Below are 21,844 nucleotides of genomic sequence, written 5' to 3' on the forward strand. Positions count from 1 at the left end.
AAGATCGTTTATCTGGGAACGCAAACTTTGTTTAGTAATAGATTAGTACACCCATGGCGTCATGAAAGAAACCTAAGAAAGCAGAACAAAACGGTGTCCGTCACACTAAACAGTATGACGCCAATAACAAAAGTTGACCCTAGATTTCTTTCTTTTTCCATCGACATCTCTGTATTGGCTGGCGGTTATTGGTGGGAAGGCAGTAAAGGCACACAACGAGGTCTAGGAACCGAGCGTGTTGAACCATTGGATTTGAATCAACCCAAACTGGATTTGCTAATCAGAGCACTGGGCCCAGCTTACGTGCGAGTTGGTGGGTCTGAAGCCGACAAAATCCATTATTTCACCAGCCTTAATCCTCCTTCAACCACGCCTTCAGACGTCCTGACGCTGACACAAGGCATGTGGAATAACCTGCACAATTTTTGCCAGCGTCTCGATTTGTCGCTTATGTTTACGATGAAGTACGGCTTATTTGAGCGAGGACAACACGGCATTTGGCAAGCTCACGAGGTGGAAGCGCTACTCAAATACTGCGATGCACATGGCCAGCGCATCGACATTATCGAACTTGGCAATGAACTCAACGCTTATTGGGCGTTTCACGGCTTCACTTCGCAACCCAGCGCAAAAAATCTCGCCAAAGACTATGACACCTTTATCCGCTGCATCCGACAACACAGCCCGACCAGTAGAATCGCCGGTCCGGGCAGTGCTTTTTGGCCACGAATTGGCGAAGCCATCAAACCACTTAGCAATATTTCATCCATTTTTTTGGCCAACTTAGAAGAGAAAATCGACATTGTGGATTGGCATTATTATCCCTTTCAAAGCAGTCGCTCACCGGTCAGAACCCGTGCGGCCACGATTGAAAACATCCTCTCTCCGAACTCGTTCAAAGATTTTGAAAAGTACTCAATGCAACTCGAAAAATGGCGCAACGACTACCAGCCAAATGCGCAACTCTGGACAGGCGAAACAGGCTCAGCCCAATGTGGCGGGCAAGCCAAATTATCCGACCGTTTTGTATCCTGCTTTTGGTGGGCAGATCAACTCGGACGAGGCGCCAAAATTGGCCAAAAAGTCATGGTGAGACAAAGCTTGATTGGTGGCGACTACGCGCTTATTCATCGACAAAGTTTGAAACCCAATCCAGATTATTGGGTCAGCTGGTTATGGGGGAAACTCATGGGAGAGTGTGTTTTTTCTGTACAAAGCAACGACCCGTTCGTTCAGGTCTACTGCCATAGCGCCAAAAAAGAAGGCAAATGCACCCTGCTCATTATTAACATGTCGCCCAAGCCAAAAATCATGCATTGTCATGGCTTTGGCTCTAAGAAAAAACGTTTTGAAATCACCGCCGATTCGCTCACCTCTAAGAAAATCCGCATTAATGGCATTAAGCCAAAATTCAAGAAAGGCGACGTCAGGCTAAAAGACTTTCCCAAACTGTCCAAGCTCAACCTCGTCAGCCCCTACAGTATAAATTTCTGGTGCTTCACGGTGTGAATGTAAACAACCTAGACAAAAGACAATGAAAATGATTATCAATAGTATGAAATTACCGTTCTCATCGATATAATAGCGCGTTCATATTGGTCTACAGGATTTCAGACATGGTTCGCCGCATTACGCATTTCAGACGAGTTTTCACATTGCTTTTGTTCAGCCTCATTCTTGCTAGTTGTGATCAATCCCCTTCTGCGTCGCCCGTTCAAAATACCTTAACCATCGACCAAGTCGAAAAAAATGATTCCGGCTGGCCAAGAAGCATTATGACGCGCGAAGGCCTATTAACACTGGAACATGAGCCAACTAGAATTGTTTCAACCAGTGTCACCTTGTCGGGCACATTGTTAGCGATCAACGCACCGCTTGTTGCATCTGGCGCCACCATGGCCAATACCAGTGTCGCGTCAGAACAAGGCTTTATGCGCCAATGGTCAGACATCGCAGAAGAACGCGGCGTGGTGTCTCTGTATCAAACCGAGCCAAATGCTGAAGCCATTATCAAAGCCAACCCAGATCTCATTATTATTTCCGCCACTGGCGGGGATTCTGTCATGAAACTGTATGACCAACTAAAAGACATCGCGCCCACGCTTGTCATCGGCTATGACGACAAAAGCTGGATGCAATTAGCACAGATTTTTGGTGATCTACTTGGCCTAGAAACGCAAGCCAATCACATTGTTCAAGACTTTGAAAAACAGCTCAGCCTCACCAAAGATACCATCACGTTGCCACCTCAGCCCACTACCGCCATGGTCTATTACCAAGACGATACGGGGGCGAACATTTGGACATCCGAATCCGCCCAAGGTCGACTACTCGAAGAACTTGGTTTCACCCTAGCGATTATTCCAGAAGACATTAAAGGCAATATTAGTATGGGATTGCGCAATGACATTGTGATTGCCACTGGAGAACGTTTTCCCGATGCGGTCACTGGCCATTCTGTCTTGCTCTTTGCCGCGTCACGAGACAGAGAAAATGCACTAAAAGACAATCATTATTTACAAACAACCAGTGCGATAAAAAACAATCAGGTTTACGCTGTTGGCGATGACACCTTTCGCTTGGATTATTACAGCGCCAGTCATTTACTCACACGCTTAAACACGTTATTTGGAAACAAAAAACATGTCGAATAGCGTCCGCTATGGCTGGTTATTAGGTTCAATCACGCTGTTACTGATCATCATGGTGGCGAGCTTAAGCATTGGCGCAAAACCACTGTCCATCGACGTGCTTTGGAGTGTGCTGCTTGGCAAGGAACACGGCCTTGCTGAAACCATCATTCTAGAAGGCCGATTACCAAGAACACTAAATGGATTGTTTGTCGGTATGGCGCTAGGAACGTCTGGCGCACTGATTCAAGCCATTACTCGAAACCCGCTGGCGGATCCTGGCATACTTGGCGTGAACCTAGGCGCGAGTTTGGCCATTGCCATTGCGATTGTGTTTTTAGGCGCAACCCAGTTAACCGAGTTCTTTTTCTATTCCGCCATTGGCGCGTTGTTGGCCAGCGTTTTAGTGTATTTTGTTGGCAGCATGGGCGCCGGAAAAGCCGACCCTTTAAAGTTAACCTTGGCTGGTGTCGCCATCGGCGCGGCGTTTGCTGGGTTCAGTTCCAGTCTGACTTTATTCAATCCTAATGCATTTGATCAAATTCGATTTTGGGCCGTTGGCAGTTTGGATGTACGAACCTTATCCGTGCCATTGTTTATTGCACCCGTCGTTATATTGGGTTGTTTTTTAGCGGTCATCATTTCTCCTGCGCTCAATGCGTTTAGTTTGGGCGACTCTCTCGCGGCCGCACTGGGAAGCAATCCCGCTCGTGTTCAATTAATAGGTTTGATCTCAATTACCCTTCTTTGTGGTGCCGCCACCGCTGCGGCCGGCCCCATTGGTTTTGTGAGTTTAATGATGCCGCACATTGCCCGTTGGATGGTTGGGCCAGATCAGCGCTGGATCATCCCTTTTAGTTTTATTTTGACGCCGACCTTGTTACTGATCGCCGACATTATTGGCCGCGTATTAATTGCGGGGGAACTGAGAGTGTCAATTGTGACCGCCTTTATTGGCGCGCCTATTTTGATCTATTTGGTGCGCAGAAAAGGAGCCAACGGACTATGAAACACTCTCAAAGTAACCTAGCCCGCTCATTTTTTGGCTTCAAGCCATCACGACTCATTGTTTTTTTTCTGACGATACTACTGATATTTGCCACGCTTTTTCTTGGCGAACACATTGCCAACAATCTGAACGATGTCTGGCAATTAATCATCGGAAAAGCCAGTCATTATCAGTCCATTGTAGTTTGGCAATGGCGAGCCTCGCGATTGTTTTCTGCCTTGGTGATTGGTGCCGCGTTAGGCGTCAGCGGCGCGGTGTTTCAGTCCCTCGTTCGCAATCCGCTTGGTAGCCCAGACATTACTGGCTTTAACGTCGGTGCTTTTACGGGTGTTTTGATCTCCATCGCTTTTTTTGGAAACCTGTATTGGATGAGTGTGTTAGGTGCCATTCTTGGAGGGCTCTTTTCGGCGCTGCTCGTGTATTTGTTTGCTTATCGAGACGGTCATTCTGGCTTTCGCTTGATCATCGTGGGCATTGCCATTAGTGCAACGCTAACCGCGTTTAACCAATGGTTATCACTCACCGTATCACTGGAAACCGCCATGACCGCCGCACTCTGGAGCGCGGGGTCATTAAACGGTATGACATGGGCTCGTGTGCTACCCGCTGCCGCGCTTATTTCGGCCTTCATGGTGTGCGCATTTTTACTCAATACGCGAATGAAACTGCTTGAAATGGGCGACGATACCGCCGCTGCGTTGGGTGTTTCGGTCAATAAAACACGCCTTATTCTCATGTTTGTTGGTGTCTCACTCACCGCCATCGCCACTGCAATAACCGGCCCAATCGCCTTTATTTCATTGGCCGCACCACAAATTGCCCGTCGATTGGAAAACCGTGCCAGCGTGTCGCTGGGTTCGTCTGCGTATGTGGGCGCGTTGTTGTTATTGTGTGCCGATTTTATTGCGCAACACGGTTGGGAAGGCTCCACCCTGCCTGTCGGTCTGGTCACGATCAGTTTGGGCGGTATTTACTTGGTCTACTTGATTACTCGTGAAGGAAAGTTATGACAGCGCCATCAGCAAAACCGCTTGCAACGGGGTTATCCCTTACAGAAATATCACTCGCAACAGAATCGATTACGTTATGCTACGACCAGAATGTCATCACGCAAGACTTGTCTGTTCATATTCCTGAGGGAAAATTTAGCGTCATTGTCGGCCCGAATGGCTGTGGCAAATCCACATTATTGCGCGCCATGAGTCGATTGCTTGAACCAAAATCGGGCCAAGTGCTACTGAACGGCCAAGACATTCATTCACTGGCAACACGAGACGTCGCCAAAATATTAGGCTTATTGCCGCAAAGTGCCATTGCGCCCGATGGCATAAAAGTCGTCGATTTAATTGCTCGTGGTCGCTTCCCTCACCAAAAGTGGTTTCAACCTTGGCGTGAAGAAGATCAAAACGCCGTTGACGCCGCCATGAAAGCCACCAGCATCACGGAGTTTGCGCAGCATAATGTTGACCAATTGTCCGGCGGACAACGCCAGCGTGTATGGGTCGCCATGGCATTGGCGCAAGAAACCCCATTACTCTTGCTCGATGAACCGACCACGTATTTGGACATTGCTCATCAGATTGAGCTCATGGATTTGTTTCAGGATTTAAATCGACTTCAAGGCCACACGTTAGTCGCCGTTCTGCACGACCTTAATCACGCTTGCCGTTACGCGGACAACCTTATTGCGATGAAAGCCGGCCAAATCATTGCCACTGGAGCACCAAAAGACATTGTGACGGAAACGCTCATAGAAGAAGTGTTTGGCTTACCTTGTATTATTTTGGACGACCCTATTTCTGGCACGCCATTGATCATTCCAAAAGGTCGACACGTTCCATAATCAAACTCAATAAAACAAACTCAACGAATCAGGCCAACGAAAAATGGCGATGTCACACGACATCGCCATTTATTTGATCTCGTCAATGAAAGTGTGATTACACCGTCGCTTCTTTTGTTTGGACGGTTTCTTCAGCCGCTTCTTCGGCAGGGAAAAGCGTCGTATCAATCAAGCTGACATCCCTTAATGAACGAACACCTGCACTTAAGAACACGGTCGCCGCCGCGCAGCCTAAGCCAAGCGCGACCAACCCCATAACAGGCGATAACACTTTCACAATAACACCAATACCGAGCGCACCCGCAGAATCACCAACCACATCTTGCGCTGTCCAGAAGCTGCCAATTCGACCCAACATATGATCTGGTGTGTGACCTTGAACAATCGTATATTGCAGCAAACCGCCAATAGAACCAAGATAGCCAAATACCGCCAGCGCAAACAACATCACCACCAAATGCCCCATAAACCCTAACGCAGCAACGCATAAAAATGATAAGAACGCCGTCACCAGCATCACCACACCCGGTCGTTTTGCATGACGAACCCAACCACTGGTTAGCGCACCTAACGTCGATCCAACCGGTACCGCGGCGTACATAAGGCCAACTTCAAACGCGCCACCACCAAATGCCGTTGCCGCCAGAGCAGGAAATAAAATACGAATGGATTTGGTTATCGCTTCCAATGTTCCCAACGCCACGACCGCTCGAATAATTTTATGGGTGAACACAAAACTAAAACCATCCAGTAACGATCTGATCGGATGCTCTTCAGGCCCACTTTTTTGCGGCTTCATATTCGGCAAAGTGACCAAGGTAATCAAGGTACAGAAGGTGCCAATCGCCGCTAAAGTGTAGTTCCATGTTACCCCAAACGACACGATCACAACCCCCGCCACGGCGGGCGAAATAACCGAACCAATCCGAACAATCAACATGCTCAATGCCCCCGCCGTCGGGAGGTTTTCACGCCCCACCAAATGCGGAATCGATGCCATCAATGCCGTCATACCAATCGCACTAAAAAAGCCATCCCAAAGTGAAATAGCATACACAGCCCAAAGGCTTGGTTCAGACAAATACGCATTCGCCGCAAGCAAGACAAAACCAACCCCACAAATTGAACGGGAGAATAAAATCAGCCACTTACGATCCATTCGGTCCGCTAGAACACCGCCCAACATAAGACCGATAAACATGCCTATTCCATCTAACGCCACCGCAAAACCGACTTGTAAACTGGACCCCGTTAACTCATAAATTTGTACAGGCACCGCAACATTGAGCATGCCAATGCCCAACACAGACATCAAACGAGCAATGAAAATAGCGCGGAAATTGGCATTGGTTTTTAGCAAACTAAAATCCAACATAATATTTGATTTTGACATAACGACTCTTTAAGTATGGCGCGGCAAAATGCCGCGCTCTGACTATTTCAAAACAACTATTCTGAAATCAATTGATTAAATAAAGGACCCAACACAACCAAGGCCTCTGGCGATAAAATATCTTCATGAGCAAAGTCAAAGTGGTGTTCTTCAAGAGCATCCAAATAAGGTGCCCACGTTGCTTGAATATCCATGCCTTCAGGCACTGTTTTATCCGCTACAAACAAGACCGCTTTGCCGTGATAACGCTGTGATTTCGCCTTAGAAAGCAACGACACCGAGTCGGCATAGTTCTTTACAATATCCGCAAACATCGCATCTCGCTCCACTTCCATTTGCTCGTCTAAGGTATCTTCTGAGGTTTCCATGAATTGCGCTTTTTCACGCTCCACCTCACCTTGCGCTTCAGTTTCCGTTGCTCCCGACCAGTCTTGTTCATCAGGTGGGTAAGTATCCAAAAGACCCAAGAAGCTGACTTCATCGCCCATTTCCTGCAATCGAATCGCAAGCCCATGTGCGATAGCTCCGCCAAGAGAGTAACCAATGAGTCGATATGGCCCTGTCGGTTGACGTTCTTTCAACAATTTCAAATGCTGATCAATCACCCCTGTCATGTCTTTTTGGGCCGCAATTGGGCCATCTGGCCGTGGTGACTGCAAACCAATCATAGGGCACGACTCAGAAAGGTAACGAGCAAATCCTGTGTATTGCCAAGCAAACCCTGACGCTGGATGAATACAGAAAATAGGTGTACCAACACCTTGTTTAATAGGAAGTACCGAACCAAAACCTGACAGCTCTCGACTGTTGGCAAGGTCCTGATTACCCAGAACATACGCCAATTTTTCAATGCTTGGGGACACCATGATTTGTCCTACAGTAACGTTAAGCTTCAATGCTCTACGCAGCTCAGAAACAAGACGGACAGCCAAAATAGAATGACCACCCAAGCTGAAAAAATCATCACTCGCGGTTAATCCCGTCACGCCTAACACTTTAGAAAAGGCATTGGCGATGTCAGTTTCAACCCCTAACTTGATCGCTCGGCCTTGTGTTGAATTAACGATATCAGACGGCAAGGGCAACGCTTTCCGATCCAATTTACCGTTAGCACTCAAAGGCATCGAGTCCAATTGCATGACAACCACTGGCACCATATGTGCGGGAAGTCGTTCACTCATCGATGTACGTATTTGAGCTGTGTCCAACGCACCTACGTGACTTGTGATATAAGCAACTAATTGACGAGCATCGGCGCCCATTGCACTGCTGTCTTGCCCCCACGCTTTTGCCACCACGACCGATTGATCAATACCGGGTTGTGATGCCAAGACCTGCTCGATCTCGCCCAACTCAATACGCTGACCTCGAATCTTTAGCTGGTCGTCACTGCGTCCAAGATACTCAACCGCACCACTTTCCAACCAACGAACCACGTCTCCTGTACGGTACATCCGCTCACCATCACCTAGTGGATCGGCGACAAATCGCGTGGCACACAATTCAGGTCGACGCCAATAACCATCCGCTAGCTGAACACCACATAAGTACAATTCTCCTGCCACACCGATTGGAACCGGTCGTAAGAAGTCGTCTAGTATTCTTAGTTGCGTATTCCAAACTGGGTAGCCAATCGGAACACCCGCACCGGTTACCTGAGCCAACTCATCGCCAAAGGCTGGGTAATACGTCACATCCACCGCTGCTTCGGTTGGCCCATATAAATTATGCAATTCACAACCAACCACCTTTTCGAACTGCCTAGACAATTCCACTGGCAACGCCTCTCCGCTGCAAAATACACGCTTTAATGCAAGACAAGCACTAGCGTCGCCATCACTTAAGGAGGAAACAAAGGCCGCTAACATAGAGGGGACAAAATGCAATGTCGTGACATTGTAATCTGCAATCAATTGCTGGAGCTGAACAGGGTCTCTATGCGCATCTGGCGGCGCCATGTGTAACTTCGCCCCCACCATCGCACTCCAGAAAAACTCCCAAACCGATACATCAAAGCTGCAAGGTGTTTTTTGTAAAATCACGTCACTACTCGTCAATGGGTATTGATTCTGCATCCACAAAATACGGTTAACAATCGCTTGATGCGACACCAATACGCCTTTTGGTCGGCCAGTTGAACCCGATGTATAGAGCAAGTACGCCGCACTATGAATGTTTAACGCAGGCGCCTGCCAGTCAGCTATCGCCTGCTTAGCCTGAGAGACATCCACTGGCGTAATATCAGTATCATAAAGATAGTGTTTTGTATGGTGGTCAAATCGTGACACTTCCCCTGCTAATGTAATCAAAGCTCTTGGTTTTGCATCTTCCAACATGTAATTGAGTCGATCATCAGGGTATCCCGTATCAAGCGGGAGATACGCCGCCCCCACTTCAATGATCGCCCACAACGCCAAACTCAACTTCACTGAACGAGGCAGCGCCACAGCGACAATATCGCCTGGCTGCACTCCTAATGATTGAAGCTGTTTCGCCAAAGTGATGACTTCATAACGCGCTTGTAAGTAGCTTAATTGACACGTTTCATCAGACAAACATACGCTTTCTGGCGATTTGGCAGCTTGCACTGTCAACGCTTCTCGAAGTGTCATTTCAGGCAAGACGTATGACGTCTCATTTAAACGTGCTATAACCGTTTTTTCTGAATCCAAACGAAGGTCTAACGCGTGCTGAGTTACCACATTGTCCTGTAATAAAGACTTCAATAGCGCATCAAATCGCGCCATTAACACTTCTATTTCTACACCACCTCGATATTCAAATAGCAAATTGAGCTGCTCACTTGGCAAAGCGAGCACCGTCAGTGGATAATGCGTAAACCCTCGATTATAGACTTCGCCTAGTGTCAATCCGTGATAGTTTGTATTGAATAAATCAGCCTGTTCTGGAAAGTTCTCAACCACGAACAAGGTATCAAATAGATTGTTGTGTCCACCTAATCGTTGAATCTCAGCCAAACCTAACCCGTCGTATTCCAACAAAGAAACTTGTTCATTTTGTACTTGTTGCATCTGTTGCCACAACGTCAGCTCTGGTTGTAATTGCACACGCACTGGCACAGTATTACTGAATAAACCAATGTGCTCTTCGATTCCTGCAACATCGCCAAAGCGGCCAGATATTGGCGTACCAAACACCACATCAGAACGCCCCGTCATACCAAACAATAGGTTTGCCCAGAGCGTCTGCAACACACTGTTCAATGTTAGCCCTTTACTCTGAAATGCATTTTTCAGCTGACTAAAGTCAGCAGTATTTAGTGTTAACGTGTGTGTTGTTACCAATTCCGAAGGGGGGGTATCCGCAAATAATAACGTAGGCACGGCACCGTCTATGGCGTCTTTCCACGCATCTCGCATCGCTTGTTTATCTCGAGCCATTAATTGCTCGACTACCCACGTATATGGCACCGGTGGCGACGCAAGCACTATGTCATCACTGCCGTACGCGGTGACCAAATCACGCAACATAATCGGTGTTGACCAACCATCCACAACCAAGTGATGGGCATTCAAAAACAAGTAATGCAGCTGATCTGACATCGTCACCAACACCGCATTTAACAGAGGAATACCAGCAGATTGAAACGCCATAAAGTCTCGGCTTAACTCACCTTTCTCTATTGTTTTCAAATGCGCCTGTTGAGACTCAACATCTTGATCACGCAAATCCACCACTTGCATTGGCCACCAGTTTTTTCGCTCACTACTGCGTCGCCAAGGTAAAATTTGCAACGCGGTATCACCGTGAGAAAAATCAAACAAAGCACCAAGCTGCGGGTGTTTTTCAATCACCGCACCCAACGACTCTTTTAAGCGCTCTACCGCCATATCTCCAGAAAGACACAGTCGCGCTAGCGAACTGTAGCCTGCATCGGCAGCCTGCGATTCCTGTTCAAGTTGAGCATGGAACAGAAGCCCTTCCTGCAAAGGCAGTGCAGGTAAAACCGCTTTCAAAGCGCCATATTGGCTTCGTAAACTATCGAGGTTTTGCTCTGTCAGCTCAAGGCCCTTCAAGTCTTCCGCCACCATGCTATCCGCTGCAATCGCTTGATGCGTCTCGGCAAAACAGGTCATCGACTTTGTCGTATTAGATAAAGAACTTAATAGTGTTTCTATGTCTTTTGATCCTATCCGATTTGCATCATGCCCAATGTGAAGTGCCAATATCGGCATATCTTGACTGTCATCAATAAAGACATTCAATTCCAATGCATACGTTGACGTTAAACAATCTGATTGATGCACTTCAAACGTGTCTTTAAAGTAGGTATCTCCTTGCAATAACGAAAGATCATTTTGCTGAAAGCGACCAAGATAATTGAACAAAATTTGCGGGCATGTATCGCTTTCCTGTTGAGCGAAAGTTTGACGAAAATGATCGTCTAAATAACGCAATACACCATATCCAACCCCATCATCAGGCACATTAATCAAAGCACGACGCACTAACTGAATAACCGCTTCGAAAGGCACATCGTCATCATTGGAAGCGTTCAATTTGGTCAGCAGCGCTTTTTTACCGGTCATACGCACTGGGTATTCAGCGGTAAACCAACCTAATGTACGGGTTAGATCGAGGTCACTCACCTCCGCCCGACCATGAGATTCCATCATAATTGGGATATCAGTGGTTTGATATTGACGAGCAAGCGCAAGATACAAAACGCCTAACAAAGCTTCTTGAGGCTGACACTGATATTGCTTAGGCAAGGTTTCTAACAACAAGGTAGACGTGCTTTCATCAAGCAGGACCCGCTGATGCTCACGAACATGAGACATATCACGAGAAAATAATGGCTTTCCTTGTAGCTGCGTCAACCAATATTGGCTTTGAGACTGCCATCGTGATGCTTGCGCCTGAAGAACCGCTTGCCAATCCAATAAACTATTGGGAGACGGCGGAATTTCAACGTCTGGGTTGTTTAATAAATGAGACAAATCAGAAAAAACAATTCGCCACGAGACACCATCAACAACAGCATGATGCAGCGCAATCACCGCCGCTTTTTTATCGTCAGCTTGTAAGTACGCCACTCGCATGGCTGAAAAAGGTAGGTCCAACACGGTCGAGGAAGAACTCTGAACCAGTTGCTCAAAAGCACGATCGACTAACTGAGGTAATGACCCATCATCAGAAAAAGACTGAATGGATAGACCATCTTCTACTACACCTACCTCAAGATAAGACGACTGAATCTGAGACGTCAAAACACGATGGGCGGCCACCAGTTTGGCCATAACGCGTTCAAATATTGGCTGTGTCATTGAAACGGGCAAAGCAACGCAAACCGCTTGGAAATACGCTAAATCTAACCCACCTGCATTTTTCATCCAGTGGTAAATCGGCAAGTCGGCCAGTTGCCCTGTTTGAATGCTAGGAGATCGCGTTACGTTACCTAATGGTAAAAGTCGTGTTGCCATCACACTGATCATTCGACTTTCGAACACATCCTTCGCCCTTAACGCATAGCCATTCTTGCGGGCAAGGCTACCCAAAGACATTGCGACAATACTGTCGCCACCTAAGGCAAAAAAATCGTCGTCAGCAAACACAGCGTCTAAGTTTAAAACCTGCTGAACCAACTGACATAACAAGACTTCTCTTTCACCCTTCGGCGCTAAACCATCATTACGTCCAATGGCGACTGGATCAGGCAATGCCTTACGATCCACTTTACCATTGGTATTTAACGGCAATCGATCTAGCAAAGTCAGCGTTGACGGGACCATATACGCTGGAAGCTGACTAGATAAAGACAACACTAATGCGTGCACCAAGGCTTTTTCAGATGGATCAGCCAGCTGAAAACGCTGAGCATCCACCACAGCATAGGCGTCTAAACGATGCGTACTGCCTTGTTTTTTTGCTATAACAATACTGTTTTTGACGCCATCCACTGCATTCAGGGCCGCTTCTACTTCACCCGGCTCAACACGATGACCTCGAATTTGCACCTGATGGTCTGTACGCCCAATGTACTCAACCAAACCACCTTCCAGCCATTTTGCCAAATCCCCCGTTCGATACATTCTTTCGCCAGCAATAAATGGATTGGCAATAAATCGAGTCGACGTCAATGACAGTTGATTCAAATAACCATGAGCCAAGCCTGGCCCCGCAACATACAGCTCACCAGGAACCCCAATCGCGACAGGCGATAAACCAGAATCCAGAATATACGCTTGCGTATTCGCAATGGGACGCCCAATGATAACTTTTTCTGAATCGTTAACTGACGCGCCCAAGCTGTCTACGGTATTTTCTGTTGGTCCATAATAATTTCTCACCTTCAATTCTGGGTGATTTCGCGCCTGCTCCCAAACAGTCGAAGACGCCGCTTCACCCCCTACATACACCAAATCAGGAAAATGTTTTCCTGATTCCGTTGCACCAATATCAAACAGTTGAGCCAAAACAGAAGGAGGAAGATCGGTGGCGTGTATTTTATGCAGATCACAATACTGCTGAATCAATTCAGGGTCTTTACATACGTCTTCTTCTACAATATGTAACGTGTGACCAAAGCAAAGCCAATACAATATGTCCCAACTCGTATCGAATGAAAAAGACGCGGTGAGCATCACATTTACTTGAGTTAACTGCTCAGCCAAGGCTTTCCCATCACGCAACCAATGCGCAAGCGCTAAGTTAACCAAACCTTTGTGGGAAATCACGACACCCTTGGCTCTGCCTGTCGAGCCAGAAGTGTACATAATATAGGCCAGATCATCCGACGCAGGAAGGTCAAACACCGCCAATGAAGGGTCTTTTTGGCTTACCGATTCAATAAAACACTCATCGTCAACCGACACAATAAATGTGGTATCAGGCACATTAAAATCATGGCCGTCACTGGTGATCAATAATTGCGGCGCCGAATCTTCTAGCATCCAATTAATCCGTTCTTGCGGATACGTAGGATCGATCGGCAAATAATGGGCACCAAGTCCCATTGCGGCAAACATGGCATAAACCATGCGCTCATCTCTAGGCAATGCCAGCCCAACACAGGATCCTTTGACAACACCGTAGTCAGCCAGTATTTGCATCCATTTCGCAATATTACGATGCAACTCATCAAAGCGGATTTCTCGCCCTTGCACAACCAGTGCAAGTGAAGACGCCAATGACGTCGTTCTATTATCATAAAAGCGCGCAATCAAACTGGCATAATCGTGTCCCAATGCTTTCTCTGCAGAAACAACAGCGCCACGCTGCCATGTTTGAATATTGGCTTGTTCCAGAGCAAGCAATGCAGGAACATCCGCGAGCCGCCCGTTCGGCGTTGACAGTAAGGTGGTAGCAAATTGCTCAAACCTATTCACATGCTCTTGCAGTGATGCAACATCGTACTTTTGATCGTTTCCAACCCATTCGATATACAGGTCACCTTTTTCAAAGTGCATACCAAAGTCCAGATCTTCTACTGGACCCGCCGCAAGGTGCTCAATCTTGGCAACGGTATCACCAAACGACAAATCATAGTCAAACAAACGGAGATTCAAAGTAGGCCCATACAAGGCTTCCCCTACTCGGCTTAAGTCACGAGCAATTTGTTCACCGTTGTATTTTTGGTGCTTTCGTATTTTTTTCAAATCTTGTTTGATACGCAGTGTGAGGTCAAAAATCGTATCGTCCAAACGTCCATCAACGATCATAGGGAGGACATTAACAACCGGACCAAGCGAATTCAAAGACACACTGCCAACACGGCCCATAAACGGAAAGCCAACCGGTATCCGCCATTGTCCGCTGATGCGAATCAAGTAAGCAGAGATCAAACCCACCGCCAAATCGGCGGAGGTTAACTTCGAAGAAGGAAACATGCTTAAACAAGATTGCAATGCATCGGCGCGTACACACGCATTTAGTCTAATTAAACGCTGTGACGCTAAACCACCACCCTCAACACGGATGGACGCGGCCTTGTTCGATAAACTCATCACATGAGGTAAATCTGAGCAATAGGTCTGCCAAAACGCATTATCTCGAGTGTATTTTTCCGAAGTTTTATACTGTTGCTCTTCGCTCACAACATCATAAAAAGAACGATAAGGCGTACTGGGTACACCGCGCTGTTCGACAAGCGACTGATAAATACTCGCGACTCTTGCTGTAAACATATTGAAGCTAAAACCATCCAGCATGATATGGTGAAAGCGCTGATACCAAACAAACCGCTGACCAGAGAGTTTTATGAGTATTTGTCGCACCAGTGGCACTGTAGAACTTAGCGTTAACTCAGCGTCTAAATCCTGCTGAATAAGCAGATCCATTGCTTCTTTTCCATTCCCATCATTCGATAAATCCATCCATTCTGGCGCAATCTGGACATGACACTCGTTCAGTTTTTGTGTTGGGACACCCTCTTTTTCACGATAAACAGCATTGATTGTGTCCGCTTCTTGCAACCCCATTTCAATGGCATTCAGCAAAGAGTGCTCGTCAAGGTTCCCATTTATATGAACCTTATGAGCGATGGTAAACGTGTTGCGTTGCGATGAAATATGATCAGCAAGCCAAATGCCCATTTGCACATCAGTAAGAGGAACGGTATTGCGCCCCTCCAATACAGTGGGGATTGGAAAAGATGTTGCAGTATTATTTTCCATAGAAGACTTCTTTAAGCACCGAGAGAAAGGGAAGTACGTGTTTGAGGGCGAATATCTGTCCAATGTGTTTCGACATATTCAAGGCAGTGGAAACGAGAAGCGGGCCCAAATATCAACTTCCATCCTTGAGGAACTGTCTTGAAAACTGGCCATAAACTGTGTTGTTGCAGTGCATTCACTAAGACAACAAACTCTAATGAATCATTGTCAAATGGGTTAATTGTTTCATTACTCATTTTATATCCCTTGTTCAATTCAATGGCCTATGGCCTAACTAGATAAATTAATTAAATGGTCAAATTCGGTTATTCATCCAAAGAAAGTTTAAGAGTTGGCCGGCAACAAATACGACAACCCATTGACCAAATTTGAACGCCATGACAGCCAATCATGGCCTCCATATACCTTGTCGTAGTAAACAGTCCCTCCCTTATTTTTAATAACTTCATGGGTGACGTCGTTAAAACAATGCATGTCTTCTTCTCCTGTTCCGACGGTCATATAGACATCTAAATGCGCAACGCTGACGCGATCATGTAAAATCTGATCCGCTAAACTATTGCTTGGTATATTATCCAGAGTGGTATCGTCATCGGACTCAAGTAACTTAGGAGAACGCATTCTATTTTCCTCTGGCCACCAAAAAGACCCAGAAAGACTAATGATTTTTGAAAAATACTCGGGGAAAACCAGACCCGCATACAAAGCGGAAAGCCCACCTAAACTTTGACCTGCAACCACGTAGTCAGAAATAGACCGTTGGGAATGTGACAGTTGAATTTGAACGATAGGCAATAGGTTGCTGATCAACGACTGCCAAAAGGGAAAGTAGCAACCAAGCTCTTTCCAGCGAGTTTTTCCATCAATAGAAGGGATTAACAGATAATGTGCTGGCGCTATTTTCTTTGTGTCTGTCAAATACTGGAGCACAGATAACGTACCACTAGAAGCATTCCATTTTTGCCCATCTAGCAATACAACCAGCGGAGCCTCACCAGCAGCGGTCGAGAAAAGCCAGCAATGACGCTGATTGCCAAGCACGGCATCATCCCAATGAATGGTTTGAATCTGATCTACTGGAATTGCACTTAGCAATTCTTGCTCCCATTCTCTCCAACCGGCCTCTTTTACGGCATCCGGAAGGTGCAACGGCGAGCTCATCCCCCAACCTGACACAAGTACAGGTAATGCATTCAAATCATCAGATATTTGATTTTCAGCAACACTCATCCACCAAGCACGTTGAGATTCACGAGAACCTGAATAAGACTTCCGTGCAAGCTCCGGTAACTGATGCTGCTCAATGGGAATAAAGGAATAACTTCCTCGCCATCGAGAATCTACTTCCAGTTGACCTAGCCAAACATCGGTTTCAGGCACTCGATGAAGACATTTTGGCTGCCAGCTGTGGTGATCCGTTAAGGAGTTAACGTCTAGCAACACACTGGCTGTCGTGGAATTTTTCTCATTACCTTGAGGATCTTGCCAGATAAACAGCACAAGACTGGTCGAATTATTTATTGGTTTAACAAAAGGGCCACCCGAATGGCGAATCGCTTCCCACCACGCCTGACTACCCACTTGATGATGTGCGACGCCAAAGCCTTCCAGCAATGCGCGCAACTCTAATTGTTCGAACAACACACCCTTCCTATCTTCGTAAAGCAAAGAAATATTAAATATATTTCACAATAGTATTGCGAAGCATTCTCATTATCAATAACATTAACAAGATCTTTACTTAATTGATTCAAAATAAGGAAAACCATGTCTCTCTCTAAGAATTCATCCACCCGCTTACCAAGCCGGTTATCTACTGTTGCTGTCGCCGTCATCAGTATTAACGCCGCTTTCATCTCTGCCAACACGTTCGCTGAAGACACAACACACCTAACGACTCTAGTGGTTACGGGTGAAAAAATTGATAAAGACATCAAGGACACAACAACTGCTGTTACAGTTATTACAGAAGATGAGTTAGCCAACAATAAAGTAAATGATGTCAATGACATTGTTGTACAGGCCCCCAATGTGACAACGGGTGGATATGGAACTATAAATATTCGAGGCGTAAACGGATCTGGACCTGCTATAGGTTCCAATTCATTTATGACAGGTGGTAGTCCTCGAGTATCAACAAGTGTTGATGGGGTAACAGAGGCTTGGGGTGGATATAACTTCAACCCAGCGGATATATGGGATGCACAACAAGTAGAAGTACTTCGCGGCCCCCAATCAACAGTACAAGGTGATAACGCCATAGGCGGCGCGGTTGTTATTAAAACTAATGACCCTAGTTTCGAATGGGAAAGTGCCGTTCGTGCCGGGATAGAAACTTATGACAACAACAACCTTAAGAAAAATATTTCTGCGATGGTATCCGGACCACTTATAGAAGACGAGTTAGCATTTCGCCTTGCAATTGACGATAGCCAAGGTGAAGGCTGGATTGACTATAAAGGCACAGACTCCAATTCACCTGACGTTGATGACTCAGAGTCTCTAAATGTTCGTGGTAAATTGCTATGGGAACCAAAAAATATTGATGGCCTTAGCTCTAAATTAACAGTCAACCACCGGAAGAATGATGGAGAATATTTGAACTGGATAGACAACTCAAGTAGCTCAATATCAGATCATCGCCTCACTCTATCTGACAATAATACCCGCGTACAAGATTCTGAAGTAAATAACATTGCTTTAGATATCAACTACGACATTGATCAAAGTGTCAGCAACAGCCTACAAATAAGCTATAACGACTACACCGCTTCATTTGATGAATATCCGGGCAACACACTACTCGATATCACTGAAGAGCGCTTTAGTTTAGAAGATCGCGTTACTTTCAACTCTACTGATTCAAAGCTATCAGGCTTTGTAGGTATTTATACAGCGACTTCAGACTCAACCTTAGATGTAAACTTTGGCACATCTGACGGCTATGATTCTGCAGGAACAAAAACCAACCTTGCAGCCTTTGGTGAAGCTACCTACGTACTAACGGAGAAAATCAGAGTTAGTACTGGCGCTAGACTTGAAAAAGAAGAGCAAGATAGAGACCTAGTCGCATGGGGCAACGTACTTGATCAGGACACATCTGATACTATTTTCTTACCAAAAGTTAGTGCATCTTACGATATAACATCTAGCACTACTCTTGGAGCATCTCTAAGTAAAGGATATAATTCTGGCGGTGCAGCTTTAGCGTGGGGAACATGGGAATACTATACTTTTGACCCAGAAGAAGTAATGACATTTGAACTAAGCAGCAAAACACGGTTCAACAATGGCACTATGGTAAATGCTAGCATTTTTTATAACGAGTATTCAGATTATCAAGCCTATACCAGTACGAAATTAGAAAATCTTTCTTCTGCCCACACTTATGGAGCTGAAGTAGAAGTAACAGCATTTGCAACAGATAATCTAGAGTTACGCGGATCAATCGGAACATTAAGTACTGCCGTTGATACCACTGATGCAGATACATCTAGCTGGCAAGATAAAGAATTGACCTTTGCTCCCGATCTAAATGTAGGAGTTGGCTTTACTCAATATATTGGTAACCAATGGTCAATTAGCGCTGATGCTACTTATGTAAGTGAATACTACTCTAGTATGGATAATACTGCAGCGTCGAAAGCTGGTGACTACATAACAGCGGATACTCGCATTCAATACACTCATGGCGATTTCACTGTAGAAGGTTATATTAAAAATATCACTAATGAAGATGTAATATTTCAAACTACAGACGACACTGTTGCAATGGGAGCGTCTCGCACTATCGGTCTAAGCGCTACTTACCGCATGTAATTACGGTAAACGCTATAAACAAAAAAGGCGAATCACTCACGATTCGCCTTTTTTTGTTTTGCTGATGTTAACTTCTAAAAAGTCACTTCAATTAGCAGTATGCCCATGTCATAACATGGCCACCGAGCATCTTATAGCGCCCTTTTACAAGATAACCCGATTCAATACGCCTGCTTAATGTACGCCTTACTTGAAAAACAAAAACGTCAGTTTGCTCAATAGAAACCAACGCCACATCCAAAAAATCAAAGTATTCACCGACTGCTGGATACAGCGCTTTATAAACACTCTCTTTGAGTGAGAATAATAACAACGCCCTTTGCGCTTTTTCTATTCCTGCTGATTTTAATTTCACAAATTCGTCTTCACACCCAATCAAATCCGCCGCATCAAGTTTATCGGCATTATCAAGTCGCTCTAAATCTATGCCTATGTATTGAATATCCCTTTCTGATCGTGGCAATAACACCGCAACCGCTTGATTGTCTGTATGGGAAATACTGCCCGCGTATTCGTTTGGCCATACTGGCGAACCGTCTTCAGACTTAGGGATGTCTTTCGCTGCCTCATTCAAACACGCTTGCGCATGACGAACGGCAAGTCGCCCAGCTAAGAAAGTCTCTTTGCGTTTGCTTCGCCATTTCTCATAATCCAAAGGTTTCGTTATGTCAGATCCACAATCAGCGCCAATTAAAGAACTCTCTTTAAAGCAAAAATGACTGACGTTTAAACAGTCGGACTCAAAAAGACGTATTTGTGTTTGATAGAATCGGTTCACTCTCTTTCATCCCTATAAAAAAGCTCGGTATGATGACCATACCGAGCAATTTGATTTGCCTATAAAGGACTATTATTTCAGTGAAAATTTCACTAAGCGTTTAGTGTCGCACCACCGTCTGCCACCACGTCTTGCATAGTAATGTGATTCGACATTGATGACGCAAAAAACAACACGGTTTGAGCGATATCACTTGGCTGAGCAATTTTACCAAGTGGAATACCAAGCTTATATTGCTCTGGAAAACCTTTTATTGTGTTTGCTTCCGCGTCGTCAGTACTCCACAACATTCTCTGCATTGGAGTATCGGTCGAACCAGGACACACCACATTACAACGTACGCCATAAGGCGCTAACTCCAATCCCGCAGTATGACTGAGCGCAGATAACGCCGCTTTTGAGGCACAATAGGCGGCCATATTTTGGCGTGGCACTTTGGCCGCATTCGAGCTAATTGTTACGATCGCACCCTGTCTCTGACGTTTGAATGTCGCCATAGTATGTTTGATCATCAAAAAAGGCCCGCCTGCATTCACATTGAAACAATGCTGAAAATCCTCCAGCGTCGTGGTTTCTAGGCTACCTAAACGAAGAATGCCAGCACCATTCACCAACACATCCAATACTGGATCCTTAGTAATGACACGCTCTACCACTTGCTTGACCGCACGATCATCACTGATGTCTAGCACGATACAATCAAAACCATAATGTCCGCCATCAAAAGCCAAATCAAAGCCAATCACTTTTGCGCCCTGCTCTGCAAATTGATTAGCAACCTCTAAACCTATACCTCTTCCAGCTCCCGTCACCCAAACCGTTTTATTCGAAAAATCAAGTGGGTTCATCATGCTGCTAGCTCTTTTTTACTCTGTATTAAATCCCACCAGCCGTTCAGTGTCGCTGCGCTTGCCAATTCTTGAAAAGACACATTAATGCCTTGTTCTTTCCATTTTGATACCAGTGACATGATTTGAATAGAGTCTAGACCATAGTCAATCAGCTCTTCATTGGCATCAAATTCCTGAATGTCTTCATCGTCCAGAAAGGCTAACACTTGCGCTTTCAACTGATCGTAATGAAACCCGACCGCTGGAATATCCGTAGCAAGTAACACGTCGTTCGTTGAAATCACTCGCCCTGTTCTTCCACCGGTATACACCAACGCTTGTCGATGCTCTTCCTCACTAAAATCGGCTAAGGCATCGCCAATCATAAAGGGCTGTATATCACGCATAAAAGCATCGGCAGCGGTTATCATGCAGCCAATATGAGCGTATACACCACCAATAAGCAATTGATCACGACCCCATGTTTTCATCAATTCCTCAAGTTCAGATCGATGAAAGGCGCTGTAACGCCACTTAACCAATACTGTGTCCTGCTCATCCGGCGTTAACTCTTCAACCACCTTTTGTAACTCAGGGAAATCGTTAAGACCACTGCCCCACATGTCATTAAGCAAGGCTCTGTCTTCTGGTTTCTGGTCTTTTGGCTGCGCGGTATACACCACAGGAATACCGTTGGCATGACAATAAGCCTTGATCGCAGCAAGGTGTTGCTTAAGGCTTTTTATCAGATCCGATTCAGCATCGTAGAACCGTAAAAAATACGCCTGCATATCGTGAATCAAAAACACTGCACGCTTAGGTTCCAACACCCAATTCACTTTCTGATCGGGGAAAGTGTCTGATGTTGGCATAGAATAAGAAGGGATAGTCGGAATACTCATGATC

General features: G+C 45.7%; 13 protein-coding genes. 6 read left to right on the plus strand and 7 right to left on the minus strand.

From position 1 onward, the window contains the following. Positions 1-27 precede the first annotated feature (27 nt). From D104_RS32320 to D104_RS32340, 5 genes are all read left to right on the plus strand, one after another. Positions 28-1,509, plus strand: a complete 1,482-nt coding sequence (locus D104_RS32320; protein WP_024024806.1) for a glycosyl hydrolase family 79 N-terminal domain-containing protein — start codon at positions 28-30, stop codon at positions 1,507-1,509. 107 nt (positions 1,510-1,616) lie between these two features. Next, on the plus strand, positions 1,617-2,654 hold the full coding sequence (gene fepB / locus D104_RS32325; RefSeq protein ID WP_024024807.1) for a Fe2+-enterobactin ABC transporter substrate-binding protein: 1,038 nt from the start codon (positions 1,617-1,619) through the stop codon (positions 2,652-2,654). Further along, positions 2,644-3,639 (plus strand): Fe(3+)-siderophore ABC transporter permease, encoded by a 996-nt coding sequence (gene fepD / locus D104_RS32330; RefSeq protein ID WP_024024808.1) that lies wholly within the window; start codon positions 2,644-2,646, stop codon positions 3,637-3,639. The genes fepB and fepD overlap by 11 nt, the downstream gene beginning before the upstream one ends. Then, the gene (locus tag D104_RS32335) at positions 3,636-4,649 is read left to right on the plus strand and encodes a FecCD family ABC transporter permease (protein WP_024024809.1); all 1,014 of its coding nucleotides are present in this window, start codon (positions 3,636-3,638) and stop codon (positions 4,647-4,649) included. Before fepD ends, D104_RS32335 begins: the two co-directional genes overlap by 4 nt. Then, complete coding sequence (locus tag D104_RS32340) at positions 4,646-5,482, plus strand: ABC transporter ATP-binding protein (protein WP_024024810.1); 837 nt, start codon at positions 4,646-4,648, stop codon at positions 5,480-5,482. Before D104_RS32335 ends, D104_RS32340 begins: the two co-directional genes overlap by 4 nt. Before the next feature lie 97 nt (positions 5,483-5,579). On the opposite strand, the gene entS is transcribed toward D104_RS32340, so the two are convergent. The 4 genes from entS to fes all read right to left on the minus strand — a co-directional run bounded on the left by entS (position 5,580) and on the right by fes (position 17,155). Continuing rightward, positions 5,580-6,875, minus strand: a complete 1,296-nt coding sequence (entS, locus tag D104_RS32345; RefSeq protein ID WP_024024811.1) for an enterobactin transporter EntS — start codon at positions 6,873-6,875, stop codon at positions 5,580-5,582. A 56-nt stretch (positions 6,876-6,931) separates the two neighbouring features. Continuing rightward, complete coding sequence (locus D104_RS32350; protein ID WP_024024812.1) at positions 6,932-15,511, minus strand: non-ribosomal peptide synthetase; 8,580 nt, start codon at positions 15,509-15,511, stop codon at positions 6,932-6,934. Between the two features lie 11 nt (positions 15,512-15,522). Further along, positions 15,523-15,747 (minus strand): MbtH family protein, encoded by a 225-nt coding sequence (locus D104_RS32355; protein ID WP_024024813.1) that lies wholly within the window; start codon positions 15,745-15,747, stop codon positions 15,523-15,525. Positions 15,748-15,835: 88 nt separating this feature from the next. Next, on the minus strand, positions 15,836-17,155 hold the full coding sequence (gene fes / locus D104_RS32360; protein ID WP_024024814.1) for an enterochelin esterase: 1,320 nt from the start codon (positions 17,153-17,155) through the stop codon (positions 15,836-15,838). Positions 17,156-17,278: 123 nt separating this feature from the next. Between fes and D104_RS32365 the strand changes: the two genes are divergently transcribed. Further along, the gene (locus D104_RS32365; protein ID WP_024024815.1) at positions 17,279-19,330 is read left to right on the plus strand and encodes a TonB-dependent receptor; all 2,052 of its coding nucleotides are present in this window, start codon (positions 17,279-17,281) and stop codon (positions 19,328-19,330) included. 91 nt (positions 19,331-19,421) lie between these two features. On the opposite strand, the gene D104_RS32370 is transcribed toward D104_RS32365, so the two are convergent. The 3 genes from D104_RS32370 to D104_RS32380 all read right to left on the minus strand — a co-directional run bounded on the left by D104_RS32370 (position 19,422) and on the right by D104_RS32380 (position 21,840). Then, complete coding sequence (locus D104_RS32370) at positions 19,422-20,108, minus strand: 4'-phosphopantetheinyl transferase family protein (protein WP_024024816.1); 687 nt, start codon at positions 20,106-20,108, stop codon at positions 19,422-19,424. A 92-nt stretch (positions 20,109-20,200) separates the two neighbouring features. Beyond that, positions 20,201-20,959: a 2,3-dihydro-2,3-dihydroxybenzoate dehydrogenase gene (gene dhbA / locus D104_RS32375; RefSeq protein WP_024024817.1), complete on the minus strand. Its 759-nt coding sequence runs from the start codon at positions 20,957-20,959 to the stop codon at positions 20,201-20,203. Next, positions 20,956-21,840, minus strand: a complete 885-nt coding sequence (locus tag D104_RS32380; protein WP_024024818.1) for an isochorismatase — start codon at positions 21,838-21,840, stop codon at positions 20,956-20,958. The genes dhbA and D104_RS32380 overlap by 4 nt, the downstream gene beginning before the upstream one ends. Between the last annotated feature and the right edge of the window lie 4 nt (positions 21,841-21,844).

Origin of the sequence: Marinomonas profundimaris (assembly GCF_000508165.1) — a bacterium.
In the GTDB taxonomy this organism is placed as follows: Bacteria; Pseudomonadota; Gammaproteobacteria; order Pseudomonadales; family Marinomonadaceae; genus Marinomonas; species Marinomonas profundimaris.

Excerpts from the sequence above, each read along its gene's own strand:
- entS (WP_024024811.1), bottom strand. The coding sequence starts at position 6,875 with ATGTCAAAATCAAATATTATGTTGGATTTTAGTTTGCTAAAAACCAAT.
- fepB (WP_024024807.1), top strand. The coding sequence starts at position 1,617 with ATGGTTCGCCGCATTACGCATTTCAGACGAGTTTTCACATTGCTTTTG.
- D104_RS32380 (WP_024024818.1), bottom strand. The coding sequence starts at position 21,840 with ATGAGTATTCCGACTATCCCTTCTTATTCTATGCCAACATCAGACACT.
- dhbA (WP_024024817.1), bottom strand. The coding sequence starts at position 20,959 with ATGATGAACCCACTTGATTTTTCGAATAAAACGGTTTGGGTGACGGGA.
- D104_RS32355 (WP_024024813.1), bottom strand. The coding sequence starts at position 15,747 with ATGAGTAATGAAACAATTAACCCATTTGACAATGATTCATTAGAGTTT.
- D104_RS32335 (WP_024024809.1), top strand. The coding sequence starts at position 3,636 with ATGAAACACTCTCAAAGTAACCTAGCCCGCTCATTTTTTGGCTTCAAG.
- D104_RS32365 (WP_024024815.1), top strand. The coding sequence starts at position 17,279 with ATGTCTCTCTCTAAGAATTCATCCACCCGCTTACCAAGCCGGTTATCT.
- D104_RS32350 (WP_024024812.1), bottom strand. The coding sequence starts at position 15,511 with ATGGAAAATAATACTGCAACATCTTTTCCAATCCCCACTGTATTGGAG.
- D104_RS32340 (WP_024024810.1), top strand. The coding sequence starts at position 4,646 with ATGACAGCGCCATCAGCAAAACCGCTTGCAACGGGGTTATCCCTTACA.
- fepD (WP_024024808.1), top strand. The coding sequence starts at position 2,644 with ATGTCGAATAGCGTCCGCTATGGCTGGTTATTAGGTTCAATCACGCTG.